At 64.3% G+C, this 24,212-nt stretch carries 22 protein-coding genes and 3 pseudogenes; 7 read left to right on the forward strand and 18 right to left on the reverse strand.

Annotated features, from left to right (window positions below; all coding sequences use genetic code 11):
• Window positions 1–23: 23 nt before the first annotated feature.
• From ACSKB8_RS34900 to ACSKB8_RS34955, 12 genes are all read right to left on the reverse strand, one after another.
• Window positions 24–383 (reverse strand): Zn-ribbon domain-containing OB-fold protein, encoded by a 360-nt coding sequence (locus ACSKB8_RS34900; protein WP_438109030.1) that lies wholly within the window; start codon window positions 381–383, stop codon window positions 24–26.
• Window positions 380–1,516 carry a thiolase family protein gene (locus ACSKB8_RS34905; protein ID WP_438109032.1) on the reverse strand — a complete coding sequence of 379 codons (1,137 nt, stop codon included), beginning with the start codon at window positions 1,514–1,516 and terminating at the stop codon, window positions 380–382. Before ACSKB8_RS34905 ends, ACSKB8_RS34900 begins: the two co-directional genes overlap by 4 nt.
• Window positions 1,517–1,524: 8 nt before the next feature.
• Entirely contained in the window at window positions 1,525–2,724 is a 1,200-nt protein-coding gene (locus ACSKB8_RS34910) for a CaiB/BaiF CoA transferase family protein (RefSeq protein ID WP_438109034.1), read from the reverse strand.
• Window positions 2,725–2,848: 124 nt separating this feature from the next.
• Complete coding sequence (locus ACSKB8_RS34915; protein WP_091888505.1) at window positions 2,849–3,055, reverse strand: hypothetical protein; 207 nt, start codon at window positions 3,053–3,055, stop codon at window positions 2,849–2,851.
• 126 nt (window positions 3,056–3,181) lie between these two features.
• Window positions 3,182–4,351, reverse strand: coding sequence for an acetyl-CoA acetyltransferase (locus ACSKB8_RS34920; RefSeq protein ID WP_091888507.1), 1,170 nt, complete (start codon window positions 4,349–4,351; stop codon window positions 3,182–3,184).
• A 59-nt stretch (window positions 4,352–4,410) separates the two neighbouring features.
• Window positions 4,411–5,061, reverse strand: coding sequence for a bifunctional 4-hydroxy-2-oxoglutarate aldolase/2-dehydro-3-deoxy-phosphogluconate aldolase (eda, locus tag ACSKB8_RS34925; protein ID WP_438109036.1), 651 nt, complete (start codon window positions 5,059–5,061; stop codon window positions 4,411–4,413).
• Between the two features lie 16 nt (window positions 5,062–5,077).
• Window positions 5,078–6,064, reverse strand: coding sequence for a sugar kinase (locus tag ACSKB8_RS34930; protein ID WP_438109037.1), 987 nt, complete (start codon window positions 6,062–6,064; stop codon window positions 5,078–5,080).
• A 23-nt stretch (window positions 6,065–6,087) separates the two neighbouring features.
• A complete protein-coding gene (gene denD / locus ACSKB8_RS34935; RefSeq protein WP_438109039.1) occupies window positions 6,088–7,074 on the reverse strand; it encodes a D-erythronate dehydrogenase in 987 nt (328 codons plus the stop codon).
• A gap of 65 nt (window positions 7,075–7,139) precedes the next feature.
• Window positions 7,140–8,066: a carbohydrate ABC transporter permease gene (locus ACSKB8_RS34940; protein WP_128934395.1), complete on the reverse strand. Its 927-nt coding sequence runs from the start codon at window positions 8,064–8,066 to the stop codon at window positions 7,140–7,142.
• On the reverse strand, window positions 8,059–8,976 hold the full coding sequence (locus ACSKB8_RS34945) for a carbohydrate ABC transporter permease (protein ID WP_206732736.1): 918 nt from the start codon (window positions 8,974–8,976) through the stop codon (window positions 8,059–8,061). The genes ACSKB8_RS34940 and ACSKB8_RS34945 overlap by 8 nt, the downstream gene beginning before the upstream one ends.
• 100 nt (window positions 8,977–9,076) lie before the next feature.
• Window positions 9,077–10,396 carry an ABC transporter substrate-binding protein gene (locus ACSKB8_RS34950; protein ID WP_438109041.1) on the reverse strand — a complete coding sequence of 440 codons (1,320 nt, stop codon included), beginning with the start codon at window positions 10,394–10,396 and terminating at the stop codon, window positions 9,077–9,079.
• A gap of 42 nt (window positions 10,397–10,438) precedes the next feature.
• The gene (locus ACSKB8_RS34955) at window positions 10,439–11,506 is read right to left on the reverse strand and encodes an ABC transporter ATP-binding protein (RefSeq protein WP_091888519.1); all 1,068 of its coding nucleotides are present in this window, start codon (window positions 11,504–11,506) and stop codon (window positions 10,439–10,441) included.
• 201 nt (window positions 11,507–11,707) lie between these two features.
• Between ACSKB8_RS34955 and ACSKB8_RS34960 the strand changes: the two genes are divergently transcribed.
• From ACSKB8_RS34960 to ACSKB8_RS34990, 7 genes and pseudogenes are all read left to right on the forward strand, one after another.
• Window positions 11,708–12,808, forward strand: a complete 1,101-nt coding sequence (locus ACSKB8_RS34960; protein WP_438109043.1) for a LacI family DNA-binding transcriptional regulator — start codon at window positions 11,708–11,710, stop codon at window positions 12,806–12,808.
• A 122-nt stretch (window positions 12,809–12,930) separates the two neighbouring features.
• Window positions 12,931–14,757, forward strand: coding sequence for an IlvD/Edd family dehydratase (locus tag ACSKB8_RS34965; protein WP_438109045.1), 1,827 nt, complete (start codon window positions 12,931–12,933; stop codon window positions 14,755–14,757).
• 140 nt (window positions 14,758–14,897) lie between these two features.
• Window positions 14,898–15,629 carry an SDR family oxidoreductase gene (locus ACSKB8_RS34970; RefSeq protein WP_438109046.1) on the forward strand — a complete coding sequence of 244 codons (732 nt, stop codon included), beginning with the start codon at window positions 14,898–14,900 and terminating at the stop codon, window positions 15,627–15,629.
• 19 nt (window positions 15,630–15,648) lie between these two features.
• Window positions 15,649–16,395 carry an SDR family NAD(P)-dependent oxidoreductase gene (locus ACSKB8_RS34975; RefSeq protein ID WP_438109048.1) on the forward strand — a complete coding sequence of 249 codons (747 nt, stop codon included), beginning with the start codon at window positions 15,649–15,651 and terminating at the stop codon, window positions 16,393–16,395.
• A gap of 7 nt (window positions 16,396–16,402) precedes the next feature.
• A complete protein-coding gene (locus ACSKB8_RS34980) occupies window positions 16,403–16,792 on the forward strand; it encodes a GFA family protein (protein WP_438109050.1) in 390 nt (129 codons plus the stop codon).
• Between the two features lie 147 nt (window positions 16,793–16,939).
• Window positions 16,940–17,621 (forward strand): annotated as a pseudogene (locus ACSKB8_RS34985) (site-2 protease family protein).
• A 64-nt stretch (window positions 17,622–17,685) separates the two neighbouring features.
• Window positions 17,686–18,107 (forward strand): annotated as a pseudogene (locus tag ACSKB8_RS34990) (hypothetical protein).
• On the opposite strand, the gene ACSKB8_RS34995 reads toward ACSKB8_RS34990, so the two are convergent.
• The 6 genes and pseudogenes from ACSKB8_RS34995 to ACSKB8_RS35020 form a co-directional block, all read right to left on the reverse strand.
• Window positions 18,095–18,910, reverse strand: coding sequence for an energy transducer TonB (locus ACSKB8_RS34995; protein WP_438109052.1), 816 nt, complete (start codon window positions 18,908–18,910; stop codon window positions 18,095–18,097). The pseudogene ACSKB8_RS34990 and the gene ACSKB8_RS34995 sit on opposite strands and share 13 nt — an antisense overlap.
• Window positions 18,911–18,919: 9 nt before the next feature.
• The gene (gene exbD, locus ACSKB8_RS35000; RefSeq protein WP_091888533.1) at window positions 18,920–19,378 is read right to left on the reverse strand and encodes a TonB system transport protein ExbD; all 459 of its coding nucleotides are present in this window, start codon (window positions 19,376–19,378) and stop codon (window positions 18,920–18,922) included.
• A gap of 3 nt (window positions 19,379–19,381) precedes the next feature.
• A complete protein-coding gene (gene exbB / locus ACSKB8_RS35005; RefSeq protein ID WP_438109054.1) occupies window positions 19,382–20,359 on the reverse strand; it encodes a tonB-system energizer ExbB in 978 nt (325 codons plus the stop codon).
• Entirely contained in the window at window positions 20,356–21,045 is a 690-nt protein-coding gene (locus tag ACSKB8_RS35010) for a Fe2+-dependent dioxygenase (RefSeq protein WP_091888537.1), read from the reverse strand. Before ACSKB8_RS35010 ends, exbB begins: the two co-directional genes overlap by 4 nt.
• A gap of 19 nt (window positions 21,046–21,064) precedes the next feature.
• Window positions 21,065–23,613, reverse strand: a pseudogene (locus ACSKB8_RS35015) (TonB-dependent receptor).
• A 227-nt stretch (window positions 23,614–23,840) separates the two neighbouring features.
• A complete protein-coding gene (locus ACSKB8_RS35020; RefSeq protein WP_025035676.1) occupies window positions 23,841–24,080 on the reverse strand; it encodes a hypothetical protein in 240 nt (79 codons plus the stop codon).
• Window positions 24,081–24,212: the final 132 nt, after the last annotated feature.

Consider the following 24,212-nt stretch of genomic DNA (forward strand, 5'->3'; position numbering starts at 1 on the left):
ATCCCTCTATTCGCCCTTAGCTGCTATTTCTCTTTGGTGAAGAACGGCACGAGCTTGCCGGCAAAAGGTTTGAAGCTCGCGGTGACCGAATCGCCGATGACAAGCCCGTTCTCGCCATGCGCCATCATGCGAAAACCCTCGGCGCAATCGACCAGCAGGATGTTGTAGGGCACGTGGGCGCGCGTCTCGGGCGTCGCGGCGCGGCAGACCAGCGAGGTCGCATACACCCTGCCCTTGCCGCTGGCGCGCGTTTCGTGCGGATCGGGCACGCCGCAGGCGGCGCAGAAGGCGCGGTGGAAATACTGCACATGGCCGCAGGCGGCGCAGGCTTGGTAGGTGATGGCCTGCTCGCCCTTGGTCCAGTCGGCCAGACGCTCGCTCATCGCACCCGCTCCAGGAACATGCTGACATGGGACGACAGCACGCCGCCATCGCCGTGCAGGAGCGCGACCGAGGCATCGCGCACCTGCCGATTCGCCGCCCGTCCCGTCATCTGCAAATGCGCCTCGACCAGATGCGCCATGGCGCCGCCGACGCCGCAATGGCCGTAGCTGAGCAGGCCGCCATGGGTGTTCAGCGGCATCGCGCCGTCACGGTTGAAATGGCCTGATCGTATGCGGGCTGCCGCCTCGCCGCGGCCGGCGAGGCCGAGGTCCTCCAGCAGCATCGCGAGCGTGATCGTGAAACTGTCGTAGATGGCAGCATAGCGCACGTCGGAGATCGCAAGGCCCGCGGCCGCCTTGGCGCGCGCGATCGAGATTTCGGCGCCGAGTTCGCTGAGGCCGGGTGCGGCCGTGACATGCTGATGGGTATGGGCCTGCGCGCAGCCACGAATACGCACGCCCGCCTCCCCGGTCCGCTCGCGACTGACGATGAACGCAGCACCGCCGTCGGACACTGGGCAGCAATCCAGCAGCTTCAGCGGCATCGCCACCGGCTTGGAGGCCATGACGTCGGCAACCGTGATGGGATCGTGGAATTGCGCGCCGGGATGAGTGCAGGCGTGCTTGCGCATCAGCACCGCGAACTCGGCAAGGTCCTCTTCGGTCACGCCGTATTCATGCATGTAGCGGGTGGCGACGAGGCCGTAATAGGCGGGAATGGTCGGGCCGAGCGGAACCTCGTAGTCGGGATGTCCGACCTGCGCCAGCGCCTGGATCGAGGCATCGCGGCTCTGGCCCGTAAGCCGGTTCTCGCCGGCGACCACGAGCACGTGGCGCGCGACGCCTGCCTCGACGAGATGATGTGCGAGCATCGTCATCGCGAGGCCCGTGGCGCCGCCGACCTGGACGGCGTGGGCGTAAGCAGGGCGGATGCCAAAGTGCTCGGTGAAGACGGTCGCCAGCATGATGTGCGGCGAGACGGTGGAGTAGCCGCAGAGGATGCCGTCGATTTCAGTGCGCTTCAGCCCGGCATCGTCGAGCGCGGCTTGCGCGGCCTTGCTCATCAGGTCGAGCGAGGATGAGCCTTCGTGCTTGCCGTAAGGCGTGAGGCCGACGCCGGTGATGAAGCTCATAATGCCCCCTACTCCGGCGCGGGTCGCGTCACGCCATCGCGGATCATGGTTGCGATCTCGTCGGCGGAATAGCCGATCTCGCCCAGGATCTCCGCGCCATGCTCGTTGAGCCGCGGCGCGAGCCGATCCGGCTCGGCTTCCGTCTCCGACCAGGTCGCCGTCACTTTCATGCTGCGGATCGGGCCTTCCGTCGGATGCTCCACGACGGGGAAGAAATTCGTCGCCTCCAGATGCGGATCGTGCAGGATCGAGGCGAGGTCGTGCATCGGCATGACCGGCACGTCGGCCTTGGTCAAAAGCTCGATCCACTCGGCGGTGGTACGCGTCTCGAAAATGCGCGCGAGCTCGGCATAGACGACGTCGATATTGGCGGCGCGGCCGGCGAAAGTTGCGAATTTGGGATCGGCGCGCAGATCGTCGCGCCCCGTCGCCTCAAAGAAATTCTCCCATTGCTTGTCGTTGTAGACGATGACGCTGAGATGGCCGTCCGAGGTCTTGTAGGGCCTGCGGTCGCGCGAGAGGTGGCGGGCGTAACCGCCTTTGTCGAGCGGCGGCTCATAGGTGAGCCCGCCCATGTGATCGCCCATGACGAAGCCGGCCATGGTCTCGAACATCGGGATGTCGACGCGCTGGCCGCGCCCGGTGCGGTCGCGATGCACGAGGCTGGCGCAGATCGCGCCGACCGCGGTGAGACCGACGATGCGGTCGACCAGCGCGTTCGGCACATAGCGCGGCACACCATCGCCGGTCTGCGCCATCAGCGCCGGCAGCGCGGTCGCCCCTTGGATCAGATCGTCATAGGCGGGTTTTGCGGCATAGGGCCCGTCCTGGCCGAAGCCGAACACGCCGGCATAGACCAGACGTGGATTGATCGCGGAAACGACGTCGTAGCCGAGCTGAAGCCGCGCCATCGCCTGAGGGCGGACGTTGTAGACGAGAACATCCGCATTCTTCAGCAATCGCAGCACGGCATCGCGACCGGCAGGCTTCTTCAGGTCGAGACAGATCGAGCGCTTGCTACGGTTGGTGTTGAGGAATACCGGGCCCATGCCGGCGTGCCGCGTCGGGCCAATCAGGCGGGTGACGTCGCCGTCGAGCGATTCCACCTTGATGACGTCGGCGCCGTAATCGCCGAGCATCTGGGTCGCATAAGGCCCCATCAGCACGGTGGTCATGTCGATGACCTTGATGCCCTTCAGCGGCCCCATCGTTCGCTCCCGATTGCGCAGGGCTCAAGCGCCCTCGCGATTTCGGTCCAGCTAACGGCAGTGCCGCCGGTCGCGCAAGGGCGACCGGCGTATGGCGGCATGCATCGCGCGGCGATATCGCCCGCTATTTCTTCTGGCGGGATTCGCGGATCTTGATGAGACGGTCGAGCTCGTCGTTCTGCTGATTGATGCGGTCGGCGATCCGCGACTCGTTCTGCTCACCCGAGGCGGCAGCGGCCTGCTCGATGAGCTGGCGGATGTTATCCTCGAGGATCGCGATGCGATCGTTGAGGGCATCCATCGACAGTGAAGTTTCGTAGTCCTTGCTCATGATGCTTTTCCCGCAAACCAATCAGGAGCCCTAGGGTGGGCAAAGCGAAGCGTGCTCACCATGATCTAGCGCAAGAAGAAGGTGGGCACAGCGCATGGCGCCTTTGCCCACCCTACAGGACCGAGCTTACTTCAACGGCTCCAGCACGGAAACGTAATTGGCGACCGCCGCACCGCCCATGTTGAAGATGCCGCCGAGTTTTGCGTTCTTGAGCTGCATGCCCTCGGGCGCCTGTCCGGCGAGCTGCATCGCGGTCATCACATGCATGGAGACGCCGGTGGCGCCGATCGGATGGCCCTTGGCCTTGAGGCCGCCGGACGGATTGACCGGCAGCTTGCCGTCCTTGAGCGTCCAGCCTTCCTTGATGGCGCGGGCACCCTGCCCCCTCGGCGTCAGGCCCATGGCTTCGTACTCGATCAGCTCGGCGACGGTGAAGCAGTCATGGGTCTCGACGAAGGAGAGATCCGAGAGCGTCACGCCCGCCTGCTCCAGCGCGCGCTGCCAGGCGACGGTGCAGCCCTCGAACTGGAGGATGTCGCGCTTGCTCATCGGCAGGAAGTCCTGGGCGTGGGCGGTGGCGCGGAAGCCGATCGACTTGCTCATGCCCTTGGCGGTCTCGGCGTCGGCCAGCACCAGCGCCGCGGCACCGTCGGAGACCAGCGAGCAGTCGGTCCGCTTCAAGGGACCGGCGACATACGGGTTCTTCTCGCTCTCGGCCCGGCAGAAGTCGAAGCCAAAATCCTTGCGCATCTGAGCGAAGGGATTGGCGACGCCGTTCTTGTGGTTCTTGGCCGCGATCAGCGCCAGCGCATCGGACTGGTCGCCGTATTTCTGGAAATACGAGCTGGCGATCTTGCCGAACACGCCGGCGAAGCCGCCGACCGTGTCGCCGTCCTCGGGCAGGTAAGACGCCTTGAGCAGGTTCTTGCCGATCTCCGGCCCCGGCGTCCGGGTCATCTGCTCGACGCCGACGACCAGCACGATCTTGGCCGCACCTGCGGCAATCGCGCGCAGGCCCTGATGCACGGCCGCCGAGCCGGTGGCGCAGGCGTTCTCGACCCGGGTCGCCGGCTTGAAGCGCAGCTTCGGGTCGGCCTGGAGCACCAGCGAGGCGGTAAAATCCTGCGGCGAGAAGCCGGCGTTGAAATGGCCGAGCACGATCTCGTCGACATCACTGGCCGAAATGCCGGCATCCGCCATCGCCTCGTTGGCCACGCGGGTGACGAGGCTTTCGACGGTTTCGGTGTCGAACTTGCCGAACGGCGTATGCGCCCATCCGACGATGCTGGCGGTCATGGTCATTTCTCCCTGGGGTCTCTTCCTGAGTTAAGTCTTAGCCCAGGGATGGCAAGACTTCACGCGGCTTTCAGGGCCTTGAGGGTGCGCTGGCAGATGGCAGTTATGCCGGCCCAGTTCCCGGCCCTGATCTCGGCCGTCGGGCACAGCCAGGAACCGCCGACCGCGACCACATTGGGCTCGGCGAGCCAGGTCGCCGCATTGGCCTCGCCGACCCCGCCGGTTGGGCAGAACCGCACGTTCGGGAACGGCCCGCCGAGGGCGCGCAGGCCCTTGATGCCGCCGGCCTGCTCCGCCGGGAAGAATTTGGCGACGTCGAACCCCTGCGCCAGCGCCATCATCAGCTCGGAGGCGGTGGCGATGCCCGGCGCGAACGGCAAGGCGCTGTCGGCAGCGGCCTTGAGGAGATCGGGGGTCAGGCCCGGGCTGATGCCGAACTTGACGCCGAGCTTCTCGACGCGGCTGAAGTCGGCCGGATTGAGAATCGTGCCGATGCCGACGACCGCCTCGGGCACTTCGGCCATCATTGCCCTCGCCGCCTCGATCGCAACGGGGGTGCGCAGGGTCACCTCCAGCGTGCGGACGCCGCCGGCGACCAGCGCACGTGCCAGCGGCACCGCATCCTGGATACGCTCGATGGTGAGGACGGGAATGACGGTCGCCGCCTTGAACAGCGCGACGAGATGATTCTGTTGGGCACTCGTGGTCATCGTTGTTGTCGCTTCTTCACTTGGTCACCTGGCGTGAGGCCGCCGGCCGATGCCGCTTCTTCGGCGGCATGGAATAGCTTGGAATGATGGCGCCGGGATAGCAGATCACGAGGCTGGCGAGACGATGCCCGGCCTGGGCGGCCTCGACCGGCTCGGAGCCGGCGAGCCGGGCCGCAATATAGGCTGCCGCGAAGCTATCGCCGGCGGCTGTGGTGTCCACCACCGGCTTGGTCATGGGGTCGGCGCGGACCTCGTGGGTAGCCCCCGGAACGCGCAACAGGCTCACCGGCTCGGCGAGCCGGAACACCAGCTCCGGAGACGGGATGCGGGCCATCAGCTGCTCGTGGCTCTCGCCGGGATAGAGTGCAAGCAGGTCCTCGGTCGAGGTCAGCACGATGTCGGCGGCCGCGAAGGCGGCAGCAAACACCTCGCGCGCGACCTCGCGGTCCGGCCAGCCGCGCGCGCGAAAATTGGTGTCGAACACAAAGCGGGTGCCGAGCAGGCGCGCGCGCTTGATCGCCGCGAACAGACGCTCGCGCCCGGGCGCGTCGTAAATCGAGAGCGTGATCGCGGAGAGATAGACGATATCGTAGCTCATCAGCGAGTTGAGGAGCTCGTCCGTCTCCGGCAGGCTCATCAGCTGGCGCGCCGCCGCGCTGTCCCGCCAGTGGAAGAACTGGCGCTCGCCCTTTGCATCGAGCTGGATCATGTAGAGGCCGGGCAGCTTGCCCGGCAGCCGCACGACGCGCCTCGTGCCAACGCCCTCGGCATTCCAGGCCGCGATCATCTCATCACTCAGGGCGTCATCACCCAGCGCGGTGAGATAGTCGACCTTGACCTCGAGCCGCGCCAGGTACACCGCCGTGTTGAGCGTGTCGCCGCCGAAGCCGCGCGAGTACAGGCCGCCGCCCTGCCCTTGCGCCGCGGACGATCCGGTGGAATGTCCGCCCTGGGCCTGCCGGAGCTCGACCATGCATTCGCCCATGCAAGCAACGCTCGCCATCATGTGACCCGCTCAGTGCGCGATCAGGCGACGAAATTGCCGCCGAGCTCGTCTTCGATGTGAATGCGGATGATGTCGTCGAAGTTCTTCTCGGCGGTGGTGAAGCCGAGCTCGCGCGACCGCTTCGCGTCGAAATTGCGCGGCCAGCCGCCGACGATGCCGACGATGAAGGGATCCGGCTCGCGCTTGATGCGCGCGGCGACCTTCTCGCCCGCAACGCGCTTCAAGGCCGCAATCTGCTCGCCCACGGTTGCGGACAGGCCGGGCATGGTGAGGTTGCGGCGCGGACCGACGGTCGCAAGGTCCATGGTGCCGGCGTGGAGCAGGAAGCCGACCGCGGAGCGCGGCGTCGCGTGCCAGTGGCGGACATCCTCGGACACCGGGAGGATCGCTTCCTTGCCGGCCAGTGGCTCGCGCAGGATGTTGGAGAAGAAGCCCGATGCCGCCTTGTTCGGCAGGCCCGGGCGGATGCAGATAGTCGGCAGGCGGATGCCGATGCCGTCGAGGAAACCGCGGCGCGAATAGTCGGCGAGCAGGAGTTCGCCGATTGCCTTCTGGGCGCCGTAGCTGAGCAGCGGGGTGTGGAAGAACTCGTCGCCGATCGCATCGGGGAACGGCGCGCCGAACACCGCGATCGACGAGGTGAAGACCACGCGCGGCTTGTAGCCACCGCCGACGAGCCTGATCGCATCAAGCAGCATCCGCGTGCCGTCGAGATTGATGCGGTAGCCCTTGTCGAAATCGAGCTCGGCTTCGCCAGAGACGATCGCGGCAAGATGGAAGATCACATCGGGGCGGCCGGCGATCAGCTTTTCGGCCGCGCCGGGCACGGCGAAATCGCCCGAAACGGTCTCGACGGGGAAGCCGGCCTTTTCCGGCTTCTTGGGCTCGACCACGTCATGCATGGTCAATTTCGTGATGTCGCTCTTGCCGAGCCGACCGTCGCGCAGCAGCCGTTCACAGAGTTTGCGGCCGACCATGCCGGCGGCGCCCAGAACCAGAATGTGCAAGAGCCTACTCCTTCTTATTCGGCCGGAGCGCGCCGCTCCTGACGCGCCCTCGGCAAGCCCCGCGATCACTCCTTCACGGCGCCGGTCATCGCCGACACATAATGCTCCACGAAGAAGGCGTAAAGGATGACGAGCGGCAGCGAGCCGGCCAGCGCTCCCGCCATCAGCGAACCCCAACGATAGATGTCACCATCCACGAACTCGTTGACGATCGCGACCGGCACCGTCTTGTTGCTGGTCGACTGCAGGAAGGTCAGGGCGTAGATGAACTCATTCCAGCACAGCGTGAAACAGAAGATGAAGGCCGAGATCAGGCCGGGGATTGCAAGCGGCACGACGATCTTGATCAGGATCTGCCAGCGGCTCGCCCCGTCGATCAGCGCGCATTCCTCGAGCTCGAACGGGATGGTCTTGAAATAGCCCATCAACAGCCAGGTCGAGAACGGGATCAGGATCGTCGGATAGGTCAGAATCAGGGCCAGCGGTGAATCGAACAGGCCGTACTGATACACGACGGTGGCGAGCGGAATGAACAGGATCGACGGCGGCACGAGATAGGCGAGGAAGATCAGGCCCCCGACGAGATTGGCGCCCTTGTAACGCAACCGCACGATAGCGTAGGCCGCGAACACCGATGCAACGATCGAGAGTACCGTGGCGCAGATCGCCACGTACATCGTGTTCCAGAGCCAGTGCGGATAGTAGCTCTCGAACAGCAGCTTGTGGAAGTGCTTGAAGGTCGGATTCCAGGTCCAGAACGGATTGTACTTGTCGAGATCGAGCAGTTGCTCGTCGGGCTTCACCGAGGTCAGCGCCATCCAATAGAACGGGAACAGCAGGATGAAGACGATGATCGCCAGCGGCAGATAGAGCGTCACGATCCTGCGCGGCACCGACTGCAGATAGCTCATGCCCTCGCTGTGATCGGCCGTAGGCGCCGAGCCCGACAGCACGTTCTTGAGATCGATGGATCTGGTGGGCAGGTCAGTCATTGCTCTCTCCCTGCTGCCATTTCCGGCGCTGCAGGCCGAACCAGGAAACCATGATCGCAGCGAGCAGGAATGGAATCATGGCGCTGGAGATCGCGGCCCCCTCGCCCAGCTGCCCGGCGATGATCGCGCGCTGGTAGGACAGGGTTGCCATCAGGTGGGTGGCATTGACCGGGCCGCCACGGGTCATCGCCCAGATCAGCTGGAAGTCGGTGAAGGTGAAGAGCACGGAGAAGGTCATCACGACAGCGATGATCGGCGTCAGCAGCGGATAGGTGATGTACCGGAAATTCTGCCAACGCGTGGCGCCGTCGAGCGTTGCTGCTTCATAGAGCGACGGCGAAACGGTCTGCAGGCCCGCGAGCAGCGTGATCGCCACGAACGGTACGCCGCGCCAGATATTGGCGAAGATCACGCAAATGCGCGCCCAGGTCGTGTCGCCGAGGAAGTTGATGTTCTGGCTGATCAGGCCGAGATGCCTCAGCGACCAGGAGATGATCGAGAATTGCGAGTCGAAGATCCACCAGAAGGCGAGTGCCGAGAGCACGGTCGGAACGATGAAGGGGACGAGCACCATCGCGCGCAGCATCGCCTTGAAGGGCATGTGCTCGTTGAGCAGCAGCGCGAGATAGAGCCCGATCGCGAATTTGAGAGCGCTGGCGACAAAGGTGTAGAGCAGCGTATTGAACACCGACAGCCAGAAGATGGAGTCGTCCCAGAGCCACTCGTAGTTCTCGGTGGCGATGAAGTGCCCGACCCTGCCGATGCGCGTGTCCGTGAAGGACAGCCAGATGCCGAGCCCGAGCGGATAGGCCAGGAAGAAGATCAGGAACGCCATGGCCGGCACCATGAACCAGAAGCCGAGCCAGTTACGATTGTGTTTGAGCTGGGTCCAGGCGCTCGCCTCGCTCATCTGAGGCTTGGCCCGGGGAATTGCGACATCAGCCATGCCCGATATCCCTGATCGAAATGTTGACGAGCGGGCGGCCGGACGGCCGCCCGCCCCGTGACCGTCAGCGATAGATGCGCTTCAGCTGGCGCTCGGCTTCCGCCATCGCGCCCTTCGCATCCTTGGCGCCGGTGCAGTAGTTGGCGAACATGTCGACGACGATGAAATCGGCGATTGCAGTTGCCGCCTTTTCGCCGACCGTGCCGATACCGGATGCCGGCAGAGTGCGCTTGGAGGCCTGCGAGAACACGGCATTCTTGGGATCAGCCGTCCAGATCGGTGCCAACTCATAGGCATTCAACGTTTGCGTCAGATAGCCTTGCGCGCCATCCAGCCACTTCTCGTAGTTCTCCTTCTCCAGCATGAAGGCGACGAAGGCCTTCGCCGCGTTCGGATATTTGGTGAAGTTGAAGGCGAGGATCGGCAGCGCAAGCTGCAGCTCGGTCGGCTTGCCGACCGGACCAACCGGCCAGAGCGCGTGATAGGTGTCCGCGGTAAGCTCCTTCTTGGACGGATCGGTCTTGGCGGCCACGTAGATCGAGATGCCGTTCGCCGTGCAATAGAGCTCGCCGGCGAGGAACGCCTTGTTGTTGGAGGAATCGTTCCAGGACGCGGTGCCCGGGATGAAGCTCTCGTACAGCGCCTTGCAATATTCCAGCGCCTTCGCCGTCTCCGGCGAATTGATGATGATCTTGTCGTTCTGATCGACCGTGTAGGCGCCGTGCCCCCACAGCACCCAGTGCAGCCACGAATTGCCGTCGCCCGACGCATGCCCGAGAGCGAAGCCGGCCGGCGTGTTGTTCGCCTTCAGGGCCTTGCACATCTCGAGGAAGCCGGGGAAGTCCTTCGGAAACTCCTTGAAACCCGCCTTGTCGAGCGCCGACTTGCGGTAGGTCATGTAACCGCCGTTGGTCGCCACGGGGATGCCCAGCCAGTCGTTGCCGAGCTTGCAGGTCTTGGCGGCCGCATCTGTCCAACCGCCATATTTCTTGCCGAGATAATCGGCGACGTCGTTCATCTTCAGCACTTTGGTCGGAAACAGCTGCGGCAGCGTATGCAAGCCCCAGGCGAGATCGAGGCCGGAGCCGGTATTGGCCGCGACCGATGCCTTCGGCTGCACGTCCTCGAAGGATTCGCTGAACACGTTCATCTCCGTGCCGGTCGCGGCCTTGAACGCCGCAACCATCGCGTTGAACGCATCGTCCTCCGCCGGCACGAACCGCTTCCACCGCATCACAGTCAGCTTGGCGCCGGGCTCGGCCTTCCAGGGCGCGCTCTGCGCCCAGGCCTTCGCAAACTCGAACAGTGCCGGCCCGGTCAGCATGCCGGTTGCAGCCAGAGCCGTTCCGCCCTGAAGCAGAGTCCGGCGGGTAAAGTCTTGCATATCGTCCTCCCTGTGATGCTTTTTCTTGTCTTACGTCTTGCGCTAGGCGTTGAGGCGTTTGCCTGTCGCCTCGTCGAACAAATGCACCAGCGACGGGTCGGGCTTCAGCCGCACCTTGTCGCCGGGATTGAACTGGTGGCGCTCGCGGAACACCGCGACGACCTGCTCGCCGCCGACATTGGCGAACACCTGCGTCTCCGAGCCCGTCGGCTCGACCACGATGATCTCGGCCTCGGCGCCGTCATCGGCGATGGTGAAATGCTCAGGCCGCACGCCGTAGACGGCAGGACGGCCGTCGGACGCCGTCGGCGCATTCTTGAGCGGCAGCTTGACGCCGTTCGGTCCCTCGAAGGTGGCAACGCCGTTGGCGCGCACATGGCCCTTCAGGAAGTTCATGGCGGGCGAGCCGATGAAGCCGGCGACGAACTGGTTGTCGGGCTTGTCGTAGAGCTCGAGCGGCGTGCCCATCTGCTCGACGATGCCGTCATGCATGACCACGATCTTGTCGGCCATGGTCATGGCTTCGATCTGGTCGTGGGTGACGTAGACGGTCGTCGTCTTCAGCCGCTGGTGCAGCTCCTTGATCTCGGTGCGCATGGCGACGCGCAGCTTGGCGTCGAGATTCGACAAGGGTTCGTCGAACAGGAAGACCTGCGGATCGCGCACGATGGCGCGGCCCATGGCGACGCGCTGGCGCTGGCCGCCCGAGAGCTGGCGCGGATAGCGATCGAGCAGCGGCGACAGCGCCAGGATCTCGGCGGCGCGCTTGACGCGCTTGTTGATCTCGTCGGAACCGGCATTCCGCAGCTTCAGCGAGAAGCCCATGTTGTCGGCCACCGTCATGTGCGGATAGAGCGCGTAATTCTGGAACACCATCGCAATGTCCCGCTCCTTGGGCTGGACATTGTTGACGACGCGGTCGCCGATCGAGATCGTGCCGGAGGTGATGTTCTCGAGACCGGCGAGCATGCGCAGAAGCGTCGACTTGCCGCAGCCGGAGGGGCCGACCAGAACGACGAACTGGCCGTCCTCGATCGGAATCGTCACGCCGTGCAGGACTTCAAAGTTGCCGAACGATTTCCGCACATCGCGGATTTGCACAGACGACATCTAGCTCCCTCCTCGTAGTCCACGGCGCCTCTCGGGCCGCGACCGTCTTGTTTTTCAGACTTCACCGAACGAAGCCCGACCAATAGCGGGCGACATTGTCGGCAGTTTGTGCGGTTTTGGCAATTTGTCTTTGGTTAGTCGTTGCTGGTAGCGCTGTCAACGTTCCTTTGTTTGCGACCGTGACTGTGTTAAGAGCAACAAATGGGTCGAAAACGCACCAAGTCAGGCAAAATCCGGCTGGCGGAAGTCGCCGAGCTTGCCGGCGTCAGCCCGATCACGGCGTCCCGCTTCTTCCGCAATCCGGAAGCGCTGTCGGTTGCCAAGCGGACGCGGGTCGAGAGCGCCGCCAAGGAGCTTGGCTATGTGCCGAACCTTGCGGCCCGCGCGCTGGCCTCGCAACGCACCGAGGTGATCGGTGTATTGATCCCATCGCTCACTAATAACGTGTTCTCGGACGTGCTGCGCGGCATCTATGACGCCTCCGAAGGCGGCCGTTACTCGATCCAGCTGTCCAACACACGCTACAGCATCCTGCAGGAGGAGAAGCTGCTGCGCCTCTTTCTGGCGCAGAAGCCGGCCGGGCTGATCGTCACCGGCATCGACCAGACCGCGGAATCGCGAGCGATGCTGGAGGCCGCCGACTGCCCGATCGTGCAGATCATGGAGATCGGCCCCCATCCGGTCGATATGATGATCGGCTTTTCGCACTATGATGCAGCACGCGCGGCGGTTGCCCACCTGTTCGCGCAGGGTCACCGCAAGATCGGCTTCGTCGGCGCACGGATGGACCCGCGGGTGCAGCGGCGGCTGGACGGATATGTCTCGGCCATGAAGGACGCCGCGCTGTTCGAGCCGCGCCTCGTGGTCACGACGGCGACGCCGACATCGGTGACGCTCGGCGGCGCCCTGTTCACCGACCTCCTCGCGCGGGATCCCGACCTCGATGCGGTGTTCTGCGCCAATGACGACCTCGCGCTCGGCGTGCTGTTCGAATGCCGGCGCCGGGAGATCGCGGTCCCCGAGCAGATCGCGATCGTCGGATTCAACGACCTCGAATTCATGGCCTCCGCGGTCCCCACCCTCACCAGCGTGCGCACCAACCGCTACGAGATGGGGAAAACCGCCGCGACCATGCTGATCGATGCGATCGACGGACGGCGGCCAGAGCAGCCCGTGCTCGATCTCGGCTTCAAGGTGATCGAGCGGCAAAGCTCGTCGTCGCGGCGTTCGGACAATAGGTCGGCCGCTTCCGGCGCCGGCGCCGCGAACAAAATGGTAGCGTTACCAAGTAGCCATGACTAGTATCGCACTTGTGAGGAAATGACCCGCCAGCCGGCCGGCAGACCATCGCTCGCGCCGCTGGGCATCGCACCAGCCGACACTTCGAGACGGACGCCAGTGCGTTTGCATTGCAGGAGAGACCAATGACAAAAAAGCCAACCAATGGGCACGCTGCCGGCAACGGCGCTCGCCGCCACCTTCGCTCGCAGGACTGGTTCAACAACCCGCATAATCCGGGCATGACCGCTCTCTATATGGAGCGCTATCTGAACTACGGCCTCACCCGCGCCGAGCTTCAATCCGGCAAGCCGATCATCGGCATCGCGCAAACCGGCAACGACCTCTCCCCCTGCAACCGCCACCATATCGAACTCGCGCACCGCGTCCGCGAAGGCATCCGCGAAGCCGGCGGCATCGCGATGGAATTCCCGACCCATCCGATCCAGGAGACCGGCAAGCGCCCGACCGCGGCGCTCGACCGCAACCTCGCCTATCTCGGCCTGGTCGAGATCCTCTACGGCTATCCGCTCGACGGCGTTGTGTTGACCACCGGCTGCGACAAGACCACGCCGGCCTGCATGATGGCCGCGGCGACCGTGAACCTGCCCGCGATCGTGCTGTCGGGCGGCCCGATGCTGAACGGCTGGCATGCCGGCGAGCGCACCGGCTCCGGCACCATCGTCTGGAAGTCGCGCGAGCGGCTGGCCGCCGGCGAGATCGACTATGAAGAGTTCATGGAGATCGTGGCCTCCTCGGCGCCCTCGGTCGGCCATTGCAACACCATGGGCACTGCCTCGACCATGAACGGGCTCGCCGAAGCGCTCGGCTTCTCGCTGCCGGGCTGCGCGGCGATCCCCGCCCCCTACCGCGAGCGCGGCCAGATCGCCTATGAGACCGGCAAGCGCATCGTCGAAATGGTGTGGGAGGACCTCAAGCCCTCGGACATCCTGACTCGCAAGGCGTTCGAGAACTGCATCGTGATCAATTCGGCGATCGGCGGCTCGACCAACGCGCCGATCCACATCAACGCCCTCGCCCGCCATATCGGCGTCGAGCTCTCGATCGACGACTGGCAGAAATTCGGCCACGACGTGCCGCTGCTGGTCAACATGCAGCCGGCCGGCTTCTATCTCGGCGAGGAATTCCACCGCGCCGGCGGCGTGCCGGCCGTGGTGCGCGAGTTGATGAAGCACAAGCGCATCCATGAGGACGCGGTGACGGTCAACGGCCGCGGCATCGGCGAGAACTGCAAGAATGCGCCCGCGCCCGACAATGACGTGATCTGGGCCTACGACAAGCCGCTGGTGAAGGACGCCGGCTTCCTAGTGCTGAAGGGCAATCTGTTCGATTCCGCGATCATGAAGACCAGCGTGATCTCCAAGGAATTCCGCGACCGCTATCTCAGCAACCCAAAGGACCTCAACGCCTTCGAGGGCCGCGCCGTCGTGTTCGAGGGCCCCGAGGATTATCACGAGCGGATCGACGATCCCTCGCTCGACATCGACGAGCGCTGCGTGCTGTTCATCCGCGGCACCGGGCCGATCGGCTACCCCGGCGGCGCCGAGGTCGTGAACATGCAGCCGCCGGCAGCCCTGATCAAACGCGGCATCCTGTCCCTGCCCTGCATCGGCGACGGCCGCCAGTCCGGCACCTCGGGCTCGCCCTCGATCCTGAACGCCTCGCCGGAAGCTGCCGCCAATGGCGGTCTTGCGATCCTCAAGACCGGCGACAAGGTGCGCATCGACCTCAACAAGGGCAGCGCCAACATCCTGATCTCGGACGAGGAGCTGAAGAAGCGCCATGCCGAGCTCAAGGCCAATGGCGGCTTCAAGCATCCGCCGAACCAGACGCCGTGGCAGGAGATCTACCGCAACACCGTCGGCCAGCAGTCGACCGGCGCCTGCATGGAGCTCGCCACGCGCTACCAGAACGTCGCCGGCGCCTTTGGCGTGGCGCGGGATAATCACTGAGTAGGCACTGTCATTCCGGGGCGCGACGTCGTCGCGAGCCCGGAATCCATCTGGCCATAGAACTCGTCGCATAATCGGATTCCGGGCTCGCGCCAAGAGGCGCGCCCCGGAATGACGAACTCACAAAGGAGAACAAGAAAATGGCAGACCGCCTCAAGGGAAAGCGCGCCGTCGTCACGGCTGCTGCGGCAGGCATCGGGCGCGCATGCGCCGTCGCATTCGCGCGTGAGGGCGCAACCGTCATCGCCACCGACATCAACGAGAGCGGGATTGCGAGCCTCGCCAAGGAAGGCATTGCCGAAGTCGCAAAACTCGACGTCCGCAATACCGCCGACGTCAACGCCTTCGCCAAGCGCGTCGGCAAGATCGACATCCTGCTCAACGCGGCGGGCTTCGTGCATCACGGCACCATCCTGGAGTGCTCGGAAGAGGATTTCGACTTCTCGTTCGACCTCAACGTCAAGTCCATGCACCGGACCATCAGGGCCTTCCTGCCTGAGATGCTGGCAGGCGGCGGCGGCAGCATCGTCAACATCTCCTCATGCGCGGCGCTGCGGCCGCCGGCCAACCGTTACGTCTACAGCGCGTCGAAGGCGGCGGTATCGCTGCTGACGCGCGCGGTGGCGCTCGACTTCATCACCAAGGGCATCCGCTGTAACAGCATCTGCCCCGGCACCGTCGAGACGCCCTCGATGCTCGACCGCGCCGCCGCGCAGGGGCCGCAAGGCAAGGAGATGTTCATCTCCCGCCAGAAGATGGGCCGGCTCGGCACCGCCGACGAGATCGCGGCGATGGCGGTCTATCTCGGCAGTGACGAAAGCGCCTTCACCACCGGCGTCGACCTCGTCGTCGACGGCGGCTACATGCTCTGACGTCCGGGGATCAGGTCTCATGAACAAGATCGATCTCAACGGCCGCGTCGCCGTCGTCACCGGCGGCGCGCAGGGCTTTGGCCGCGCGATCACCGAGCGCTTCGTCGCCTCCGGCGCGAAGGTCGCGATTTGGGATTTCGATGCCGTGCTGGCCGAGAAGACGGCGAAGGAGATCGGCGACAGCGTCCGCGTCTTCAAGGTCGACGTCACCGATACCGCGGCCGTCGAGCAGGCCCGCGATGCCACGCTCGGCGCCTTTGGCAAGATCGACATCCTCGTCAACAATGCCGGCATCGCCGGCGTCAACAAGCCGGTCTGGGAGACCGATCTCGAGGAATGGCGCAAGGTGCTGCGCATCAATCTCGACGGTCCCTTCATCTGCTGCAAGGCGATCGTGCCCGCCATGCTCAAGCAGAAATACGGGCGGATCGTGAACATCGCCTCCATCGCCGGCAAGGAAGGCAACCCGAACGCCTCGCATTATTCGGCCTCCAAGGCCGGCCTGATCGCGCTGACGAAATCGCTCGGCAAGGAGCTCGCCGCACATGACATCCTCGTCAACGCGGTGACGCCGGCCGCCGCGAAGACCGCGATCTTCGACCAGATGACGCAGCAGCATATCGACTTCATGCTGTCGAAGATCCCGAAGGGGCGCTTCGTGCTGGTCGAAGAGCTCGCCGCGATGGTGAGCTGGCTCGCGTCCGAGGATTGCGCGTTCTCCACCGGCGCCGTCTTCGACATCTCGGGCGGACGCGCAACCTATTGAGGACATCATGATCCGGGAAGGTGGATGCCTGTGCGGCGCGGTGCGGTTCAAGGCGGAGGGCGAGCCGCTCAATGTCCGCATCTGCCATTGCCGCCTCTGCCAGAAGGCGATGGGCTCGCCCTTCTTCGCCCGCGCGCAGTTCGATCAGCGCGCATTGACGGTCGAGGGCGACACGGAGCGATACGCGTCCTCCGAGAATATCGACCGCGTGTTCTGCAAGCGCTGCGGCACGCGCCTGTTCGCCTGGCGCCGCAACGGTACGCTCGCCGGCGTCGCGCTGGCCACCTTCGATGATCGCAACGCCTTCGCGCCGACCGAGCACATCTGGGTCTCGGAAAAGCTCGCCTGGGTGAAGCTCGACGACGGCTTGACGCAGTATCAGACGACGATTCCATAAATTGCGCGATGGCACGGCGGCGTGCCGCTGGCGGACCATTTGCAGCGTGGCATTTCGGAACCGGTCCCCCTATGTTGAGCTGAAGCGTTGCTGCACCACCGCTCTGGCTGGGATGGCTGCAAGGCCGCAAATCGGGACGGACGAGCCGTGAACATTTCGCTTTATGACTTATCGGTGTGGGTGCTCCCCCTCGTGCTTGCCATCACCTTCCATGAGGCAGCGCACGCCTTCGTCGCGGACCGGCTCGGGGACAACACGGCCGCGCAGCTCGGTCGCGTCAGCTTCAATCCTATCAGGCACATCGACCCGTTCGGGACCCTGATCCTGCCGGCGATGCTGCTGTTCGCGCATTCGCCGTTCCTGTTCGGCTACGCCAAGCCGGTGCCGGTGAACTTCCGCAAGCTCGAATAATCCCCGGCTCGACATGGTCTGGGTGGCGCTGGCCGGGCCCGTCACCAACATCCTGCTGGCGCTCGCCGCCGCCCTCGCCTTCCGTGCCCTGCCCCTGGTGCCCGCGAGCTCGGCGAAATGGGTTGCGGACAACCTCAAGAATGCCCTCGTGATCAACGCGATCCTGGCGGTGTTCAACATGATGCCGATCCCGCCGCTCGATGGCGGGCGGGTCGCGGTCGGGCTGTTGCCGCGGGCGCTCGCCGTGCCTTTGGCCCGGCTCGAGCCGGTCGGAATGCTGATCCTGATCGGCCTCCTGATCCTGCTACCGCTGGCGGGTTCGCAGTTCGGTCTAAATCTTGATGTTATTTCAGCAATACTGCGAACGTTGACCGGTTATGTGATTCAGGCTGTTCTGTTCCTGACCGGCAATGTGTAGTTGAACAGCGACATCCGAACGTAGGCCTGAAGGGCCAGAGGCCGACTTGGTCAAAGCTGCCGATATGCTGATCGCGCGACGCGCCGACACCCGCGCCCGCGCCGATTTTGCCACCTGGAAGATGATGGCGAAGCTCAACGGGGCGTCCGCGCTGCCTCCGGAGGCCCAGGAGTTCCTCGCGAGCTACAAGAACCTGCTAGCGCAGATGAGCGAGGGCGAGGCCACCGAGGCCACCATCGGCGCGATCTACAAGGCCTATTATACCGAGATGGGCGGCGCGGGAACCCCGCCGGACGTCCGCACCCGTCCGCCTGAAACGGCGGCGGACAATGTTACCGCCTTCCGTCGCCCCGCCCCCAAGCCGAAGAAGTCCGCTTCCTTCGGGCGGCGGCATTCGCCGGAACCCAGAAGCGGCCGCTGCCGGTGGCGCTGATCTTCGCCTGCTTGGTCGTGGTCTATGTCGGGATCCGGCTCTACTGGCGCTGAGCCGTCTTCTTCTTTTTCTTCGCGTCCGGCGGCGTGAAGATGATGTCGACGGTGCGCTCGAACCGGTCGTCAGTCAGCCCGGCCGGCGGCTGCGGAATGGGATCGGACTTGCGGACAATCGAGACCGCGGCCGCATCGTAAGCCGCATCCCCCGACGACTCCACGACGTCGACCGACAGCACGTTTCCCTTGCGGTTGATCGCAAAGCTCACTTTGACCTTCTGGTTATTGGGCTCTTTGCCCTCCGGATTGACCTTGTGGGCCGTCAGATGCGCGCTGATCTTGCGGTTCCAGTCCGCCGTAATCTTCAGGATGTCCTTGCCAAGCCCAAGCACCGGCGCCAGGGCCTTCTCGGCCTCTCGCGCGTCTTCATCGAGTGTCTGCCGTGCCGTCGCAACCGACTTCGGCGATGCCTCGGCAGCGGGAGTTTCGACCGCCGCGATCTTCGGATCCTCGTCCTGCGGCTTCTTCGAGATGTTCTCGGTGACAACCCGATCGGGATCGTCGACCTGCTGCGACTGATCCTTTGGCAGCTCGGTTTCCTTGGTCTCGGCCTTTTGCTCGGGAAGCGCCTGCTGCTCCTGCATCGCTTCACTGTCAGGCCCCGGCGGAAGGTCGGTATCGGGCGCCTTTGGCGAGGCCATCTCGACCGCAAACTCGGCACCCGCCGCACCCAGACCATCGTCGCCGTCATCGGCTTGCAGGTGTGCCAGCGCGAGCGCGGCGCCACCCAGATGAAGCGCGAGCGCCGCCACTGCCGCCAAGATCCAAAGCTTCCTGGATGGTCTGGGTTCGTTCGACATCGCGCGTCTCTAAGGCTGAGCGGCGCCCGCCGCAGGCGCCCCCGGAGCGCCTTCCAGCGCGACCAGCTTGACCCGCGTATAGCCGCCTGAGCGCAACAGCTCCATGACCCCCATCAACTCGCCATACGGCACCGAGCGATCGGCGCGCAGGAAGACATACTTATCCTTGCTCATGTCGGACAGGCCGTCGAGGGTGCCGATCAATTCGGCCCGGTGGACCGGGTTCTCTCCGATCGCGAGCGTCAGATCGGGCTTGATGCTGAGATAGGTCGGCTTGTCCGGCTTCTTCTGCGGCGTCGCGCTCGACGTCGGCAGATCGATCGGCAGGTCGACGGTCGAGAGCGGCGCTGCGACCATGAAGATGATCAGCAGCACCAGGATGACGTCGATGAACGGCGTGACGTTGATGTCATGCGTTTCCGAGAAATCGTCGTCTTCGCCGTCGTTGTCTGCGAGCGAAACGCCCATGGTTCACTCCGCTGCGCGCGAATGTACGCTGCCGTGGCTGCGATCGAGATCGCGCGAGAGCAGCCGCCCCGCCGCGCCCGAGGCGCGGCTGACGAGCTCGAGATAGCCTTTCGTCACGCGCGCGAAATGGTTGTAGATGATGACGGCGGGGATGGCGGCGACGAGACCGATTGCGGTGGCGAGCAGCGCCTCGGCGATGCCGGGCGCGACCACGGCGAGGTTCGTGGTCTGCGACTTCGAGATGCCGATGAAGCTGTTCATGATGCCCCAGACCGTGCCGAACAGGCCGACGAAGGGCGAGGTGGAGCCGATGGTCGCGAGCACGCCCATGCCGATGCGGATGCGGCGCTGTTCCGCGCGCACGATCTCGGCAAAGCTCGAGGCCGCGCGCTCCTTGATGCCGGCATCGCTGGACAGGCCGGCCGACATCCGCGCCTCACGCAGCGCCGCCACGAGGAAGGACGGCAGGATCCCTTCCTTGGCTCCGAGCGCCATCTGGGCTTCCGCGAGCGAACGTGCCTCTGCGGTCTTCTTCAACGCCGAACGCAGCTTGGTGGAAGCGACCGACAGTTCGATCGACTTGGCGATGAAGACGGTCCAGGTCACCAGCGAGGCAAAGGCGAGCCCGATCATCACCGCCTTCACGATGACGTCCGCCGACATGAACATCACCCAGGGCGACAATTCCTTCATGGCCGGCGCGACAGCGGTCGCCACATCGGCCTTGGGGGTGGTCGGACCGGCGGCCGCGGGGGGCGCCGCCGGAGCAGCGGGCGCGGTTGCCGTCGAGGCCGAAGGCGCCGGGGCGCTAGGTGCGGTGGCCGCTGGCGCCGCGGGAGCCGGACTGGCCGGGACCGGCTGAGCCACCGATTGCGCCGGGGCCGGCGGGGTTTGTGTCTGGGCGGAAACTGGAGATGCGAGCCAGGCGGCCGCCAGCATGGCGGCGGCGGCAAGGCTGGCTTGGAAGGTCATGCTCTTCATACTTCGGCCCAGTAGCGAATGAGGTTGTGATAGATACCCGTCAATTTGACCGTTTCGGGATCGTCACGCCCGAGCCGTTCCACCAGCGCCTGAATCGCGGTGTCGAGGTCAAAGATCATGCTTCGGGCTTGATCGTCCCGTATCATGCTCTGAAGCCAGAAGAAAGACGCAACCCGCGTTCCCCTCGTCACCGGCGTGACCAGATGGAGGCTGGTCGAGGGATAGAGCACGCAGTCGCCGGCTGGCAACTTGACTTCGTGCGAACCGTAGCTGTCCTCGATCACAAGTTCGCCACCGTCGTACTCGTCCGGCTCGGCGAGGAACAGCGTGACCGACAGGTCTGTGCGGATGCGAAGGCCGGTCAGGCGATCGCCGCGGATCGCATTGTCGACGTGCAGGCCGAAATGGTGGCCGCTGCTCGCCGCATAGCGGTTGAACAGCGGCGGGAAGATCTGGAGCGGGATCGCCGCCGCGATGAAGCGCGGGTTCGACGTCAGCGCCGAGATGATGCGGTTGCCGAGCTTGCGCGCGACCTCGCTGTCAGGCGGCAATTGCTCGTTGCGCTTGACCATGGCCGACTGCGCGCCGGCGGTGGAGCGGCCGTCCTCCCAGTCGCTGGCGTCCATGATGCGGCGGAAATCCGCCACATCATCCTTGCTGAGAACGTTTTCTATGCATGTCAGCATGAAACTCGTTGTTACTCCATCAGTAGCGCGCGGAGAGCACCACATAGGCGGCACGGCCCGGTGCCTCCAGCACGAACGGTGCTGCGCTTTGGTACAGCGCGTCGTAGTAGCGCTTGTCGAAGATGTTGTTCACGAACAGCTTGAGCTTCCAGTGCTCGTCGAGCTTCGCCTCGGCGAACGCGTCAAAGCGCCAGTAGCTCGGCAGCGACGTGCCCTGATTGGCCGCGAGCAAAGTGCCGCCATAGATCTTGGAGCGGTATACCGCCTGCCCGCCCAGTTCCCAGGTGTCGTTGAGCTGATATTTCGACAGCAGGCTGAACGACTCGTGCGCGATATTGGCGAGGGGACGCCCAACGTTGGTCGGATACAATGTCTTGTTGGCCGACGGTGCCAGCGACTGCGTCACTTCCGACTGCATCAGCACGAGACCGCCGAACACACTCCACTTGTCTGTGATCTTGCCACCGACGCCGAGATCGATACCGCGGATGCGGTAGGCGGCCCCGGCCGTGATGCAAGACACCGTGCCGGTTGTCGCTGGAACGGTCACTGGATAGGGACAGGTCGCAGTTGCCGTCGCCGCAGTGATATTCTGCGACTCGCGTGCGTTCTCCTTTTCGGTCTGGAACAACGCCGCCGTCAGCAACAGGTGACGGTCGAACAACTCCCATTTCGTGCCGATCTCGATCGCCTTGTTCTTCTCCGGCCCGAAAATCTGGTTCGAGTTGCCGTTGAGGACCGGTGTGAGACCGCCATAGGCCGTGCTGGTCCCATCGAACTCGGCACCGACGGGATTGGCCGAGGTCGCATACGCCACGTAGACGCTGCCGTTCGGCAGCGGCTTGAGCGTGAGACCGAGATTGAAATTCGGAATCAGGAACTCGGCGGATTGCTGGCCGAACCGGCTCACCCCACCGATCGTTCCGTATCCCGACGTGTTGATCTTGTAGTTGTCGTAACGGAAACCGCCGTTGAGGATCAGCAGGTCATTGTAGTTCGCGCTATCCATGACATAGCCGCTGACGGTATCGATGCCGACCTTTGTCGGCAGTCCCGAAAGCGACGGGATTCCGAACGGCAGATACGTGTTCTGAGGAAAGAAGACGCTGGTGTTGGTCGGCGAGCCCGATGGGCTCGAAGGAATGCCGGTGGCCTCCGAGGTCAGCCCAAGATACCTGTCGATCGACGATCGCTCACGATCGACCTCAATACCCGCAAGCGCAGTGTGCTTGAACCCTGCCCCGTCCAGGAACTTGTAGGTCGCCTCCGTCTGGTTGGCGAGCACGTCGGTGATCTGAAAACGGCTCTGCGGATTGGACGTCAGCGTCGAAGCTGAGAGCGGGTCCTTCAGCGAGGGCGATTCCGGCAGCGTTCCGATGTAATTTTGGGTCGAACGCGACGCGCGGAACTTGTTGCTGATCATGAGATCGGGAGTGATCTGCACTTCCGCGTTGATCGTGCCGATGTCCTGGCCGGTGCGGAAGAAATCGCGATTGACGAAACCGTACCAGTTCTTGCGGCTCGCTCCGAAATCCGGGAACGGACCGCCAGCGGTGGACGCGGTGCTCGGCCGATAATAGGGCACGCCGAAGTCCGGAAGACCGGTCAGTTCGGTGTGGATGTAGTTGCCGGTGACCTTGATCGTGTCGGTCGGCTTCCAGGTCGTGGCGACGAAGGCGCCGTTCCGGTTGTCGGTGACGTAGTCGCGGCCAGCGACATTGGCATCCTGAAACAGGCCGCCGACACGAACGGCGAGTGTCGGGTCGATCACCTGATTGACGTCGAGGGTGACACGCTTGGTCTGGTCGGTGCCAAACGTGGTGTCCATGTTGTAGAAGCTCTTTCCGTCGCCGCCTGTTTGGTGACGATGTTGATCGCGCCACCGGCGACACCACGTCCGGAAAAAGTCGAGCCGGGACCGCGCAGGATCTCGACCTGCTCGGTGAAGAAGTTTTCACGCACGCTGACACCGGAGTCACGAACACCGTCGATGAAGATGTCATTGCGGGCATCGAAGCCGCGGATGAAGAAGCGATCACCGAACGCGTTGCCGCCCTCGCCCGAGCCGAGCGTCACGCCGGCCGTGCTGAGGATCGCCTGCTTCAGCGTCGTGGCGTTCTTGTCCTCGAGGACTTCCTTGCTGAGAACCGTGATCGACTTGGGAGTGTCGACCAGCTTCTCCGGGAATTTGCCGCCGGCCTGCACGTGATCGACCTTGTAGGGCGCAGCCGGATCGGCATAGGGATTTGCGTCGGCGGGACCTGACGGCGTGACGGGAGCCGTCTGCTGGGCCTGCTGCCGCTGTGCGGCGCGGCGAAGCGCGTTGCGGGCGCGGACCTGCTCCGGCGAAGGCTTCGAGGCCACCGGACGCGGACGCTGCACCGGAGCATCAACCGTCACCGGCGGCAGGTTCGACTGCTGCGCCTCTGCGCCGCTCGAGACCGACGCCACGGCGATCAAGCTCGCGACGGCCGAGACCTTCTTGCCGGAAATCCCCGAAGACTTTTCATCCACCGGATCGAATACTGCGACCGAACGCAACGACTTCGGTGCGACCACCTGCCCCATCACAACACGCCCCATCTTCCTGTTCGCTCACTCACTTCGACGAGCGATTGGGCTGTTGGTATCGGCGGCAAAATAGTGGGTCAATGCGGGCAAGCCGCGAGAGCCTTTGAATAAGTCCAGATCAAAACGATTCTAAGTTGAAGTTTGAAACGGTTCTAAAGATAGATTGGACTCGTTCTAAAGCGTGCGCGAAAAATGCCGCCAGAATGGCGGTGATGCTCGCACCATCAGTCGCTGCTCGGCGGCTTCATCAGCGAGAACAATTCGTCGACGGTTTTCTGCGCGACCGCGCGCACACGATCGGTGTTGTCCATCCCGGCGATGTTGACGCCGTTGACGACGGCTTTGATTTCGTCGCGGAAGTCGGTGAGGAAGCGCAAGGGATCGCGCTGCTCGTTGGCGACGCGTGCGATCAGCCCCGTGATCAGAATCTGACACGCGATCAGCTTGCCGTTCAGTTCGTCCATCCCTGCGCTCCCGTTGTGGCGGCGCCGATATGACCGATGCTGATTTTCCTGACAACCGAAACGGCCGGTGCGCGATTTAGAACCGTTCTCGTGACGCGCCGGCGTGGTGGTTGTCCGCCGCGCCCTCAGCGC

It is taken from the genome of Bradyrhizobium sp. BR 1432 (genome assembly GCF_051547705.1).
Taxonomy (GTDB): domain Bacteria; phylum Pseudomonadota; class Alphaproteobacteria; order Rhizobiales; family Xanthobacteraceae; genus Bradyrhizobium; species Bradyrhizobium zhanjiangense.

What these genes read in the sequence shown, in the direction of transcription:
- ACSKB8_RS34900 (WP_438109030.1), bottom strand. Translation starts at nt 383, where the DNA reads ATGAGCGAGCGTCTGGCCGACTGGACCAAGGGCGAGCAGGCCATCACC.
- ACSKB8_RS34905 (WP_438109032.1), bottom strand. Translation starts at nt 1,516, where the DNA reads ATGAGCTTCATCACCGGCGTCGGCCTCACGCCTTACGGCAAGCACGAA.
- ACSKB8_RS34910 (WP_438109034.1), bottom strand. Translation starts at nt 2,724, where the DNA reads ATGGGGCCGCTGAAGGGCATCAAGGTCATCGACATGACCACCGTGCTG.
- ACSKB8_RS34915 (WP_091888505.1), bottom strand. Translation starts at nt 3,055, where the DNA reads ATGAGCAAGGACTACGAAACTTCACTGTCGATGGATGCCCTCAACGAT.
- ACSKB8_RS34920 (WP_091888507.1), bottom strand. Translation starts at nt 4,351, where the DNA reads ATGACCGCCAGCATCGTCGGATGGGCGCATACGCCGTTCGGCAAGTTC.
- eda (WP_438109036.1), bottom strand. Translation starts at nt 5,061, where the DNA reads ATGACCACGAGTGCCCAACAGAATCATCTCGTCGCGCTGTTCAAGGCG.
- ACSKB8_RS34930 (WP_438109037.1), bottom strand. Translation starts at nt 6,064, where the DNA reads ATGGCGAGCGTTGCTTGCATGGGCGAATGCATGGTCGAGCTCCGGCAG.
- ACSKB8_RS34940 (WP_128934395.1), bottom strand. Translation starts at nt 8,066, where the DNA reads ATGACTGACCTGCCCACCAGATCCATCGATCTCAAGAACGTGCTGTCG.
- ACSKB8_RS34945 (WP_206732736.1), bottom strand. Translation starts at nt 8,976, where the DNA reads ATGAGCGAGGCGAGCGCCTGGACCCAGCTCAAACACAATCGTAACTGG.
- ACSKB8_RS34950 (WP_438109041.1), bottom strand. Translation starts at nt 10,396, where the DNA reads ATGCAAGACTTTACCCGCCGGACTCTGCTTCAGGGCGGAACGGCTCTG.
- ACSKB8_RS34955 (WP_091888519.1), bottom strand. Translation starts at nt 11,506, where the DNA reads ATGTCGTCTGTGCAAATCCGCGATGTGCGGAAATCGTTCGGCAACTTT.
- ACSKB8_RS34960 (WP_438109043.1), top strand. Translation starts at nt 11,708, where the DNA reads ATGGGTCGAAAACGCACCAAGTCAGGCAAAATCCGGCTGGCGGAAGTC.
- ACSKB8_RS34965 (WP_438109045.1), top strand. Translation starts at nt 12,931, where the DNA reads ATGACAAAAAAGCCAACCAATGGGCACGCTGCCGGCAACGGCGCTCGC.
- ACSKB8_RS34970 (WP_438109046.1), top strand. Translation starts at nt 14,898, where the DNA reads ATGGCAGACCGCCTCAAGGGAAAGCGCGCCGTCGTCACGGCTGCTGCG.
- ACSKB8_RS34975 (WP_438109048.1), top strand. Translation starts at nt 15,649, where the DNA reads ATGAACAAGATCGATCTCAACGGCCGCGTCGCCGTCGTCACCGGCGGC.
- ACSKB8_RS34980 (WP_438109050.1), top strand. Translation starts at nt 16,403, where the DNA reads ATGATCCGGGAAGGTGGATGCCTGTGCGGCGCGGTGCGGTTCAAGGCG.
- ACSKB8_RS34995 (WP_438109052.1), bottom strand. Translation starts at nt 18,910, where the DNA reads ATGTCGAACGAACCCAGACCATCCAGGAAGCTTTGGATCTTGGCGGCA.
- exbD (WP_091888533.1), bottom strand. Translation starts at nt 19,378, where the DNA reads ATGGGCGTTTCGCTCGCAGACAACGACGGCGAAGACGACGATTTCTCG.
- exbB (WP_438109054.1), bottom strand. Translation starts at nt 20,359, where the DNA reads ATGAAGAGCATGACCTTCCAAGCCAGCCTTGCCGCCGCCGCCATGCTG.
- ACSKB8_RS35010 (WP_091888537.1), bottom strand. Translation starts at nt 21,045, where the DNA reads ATGCTGACATGCATAGAAAACGTTCTCAGCAAGGATGATGTGGCGGAT.
- ACSKB8_RS35020 (WP_025035676.1), bottom strand. Translation starts at nt 24,080, where the DNA reads ATGGACGAACTGAACGGCAAGCTGATCGCGTGTCAGATTCTGATCACG.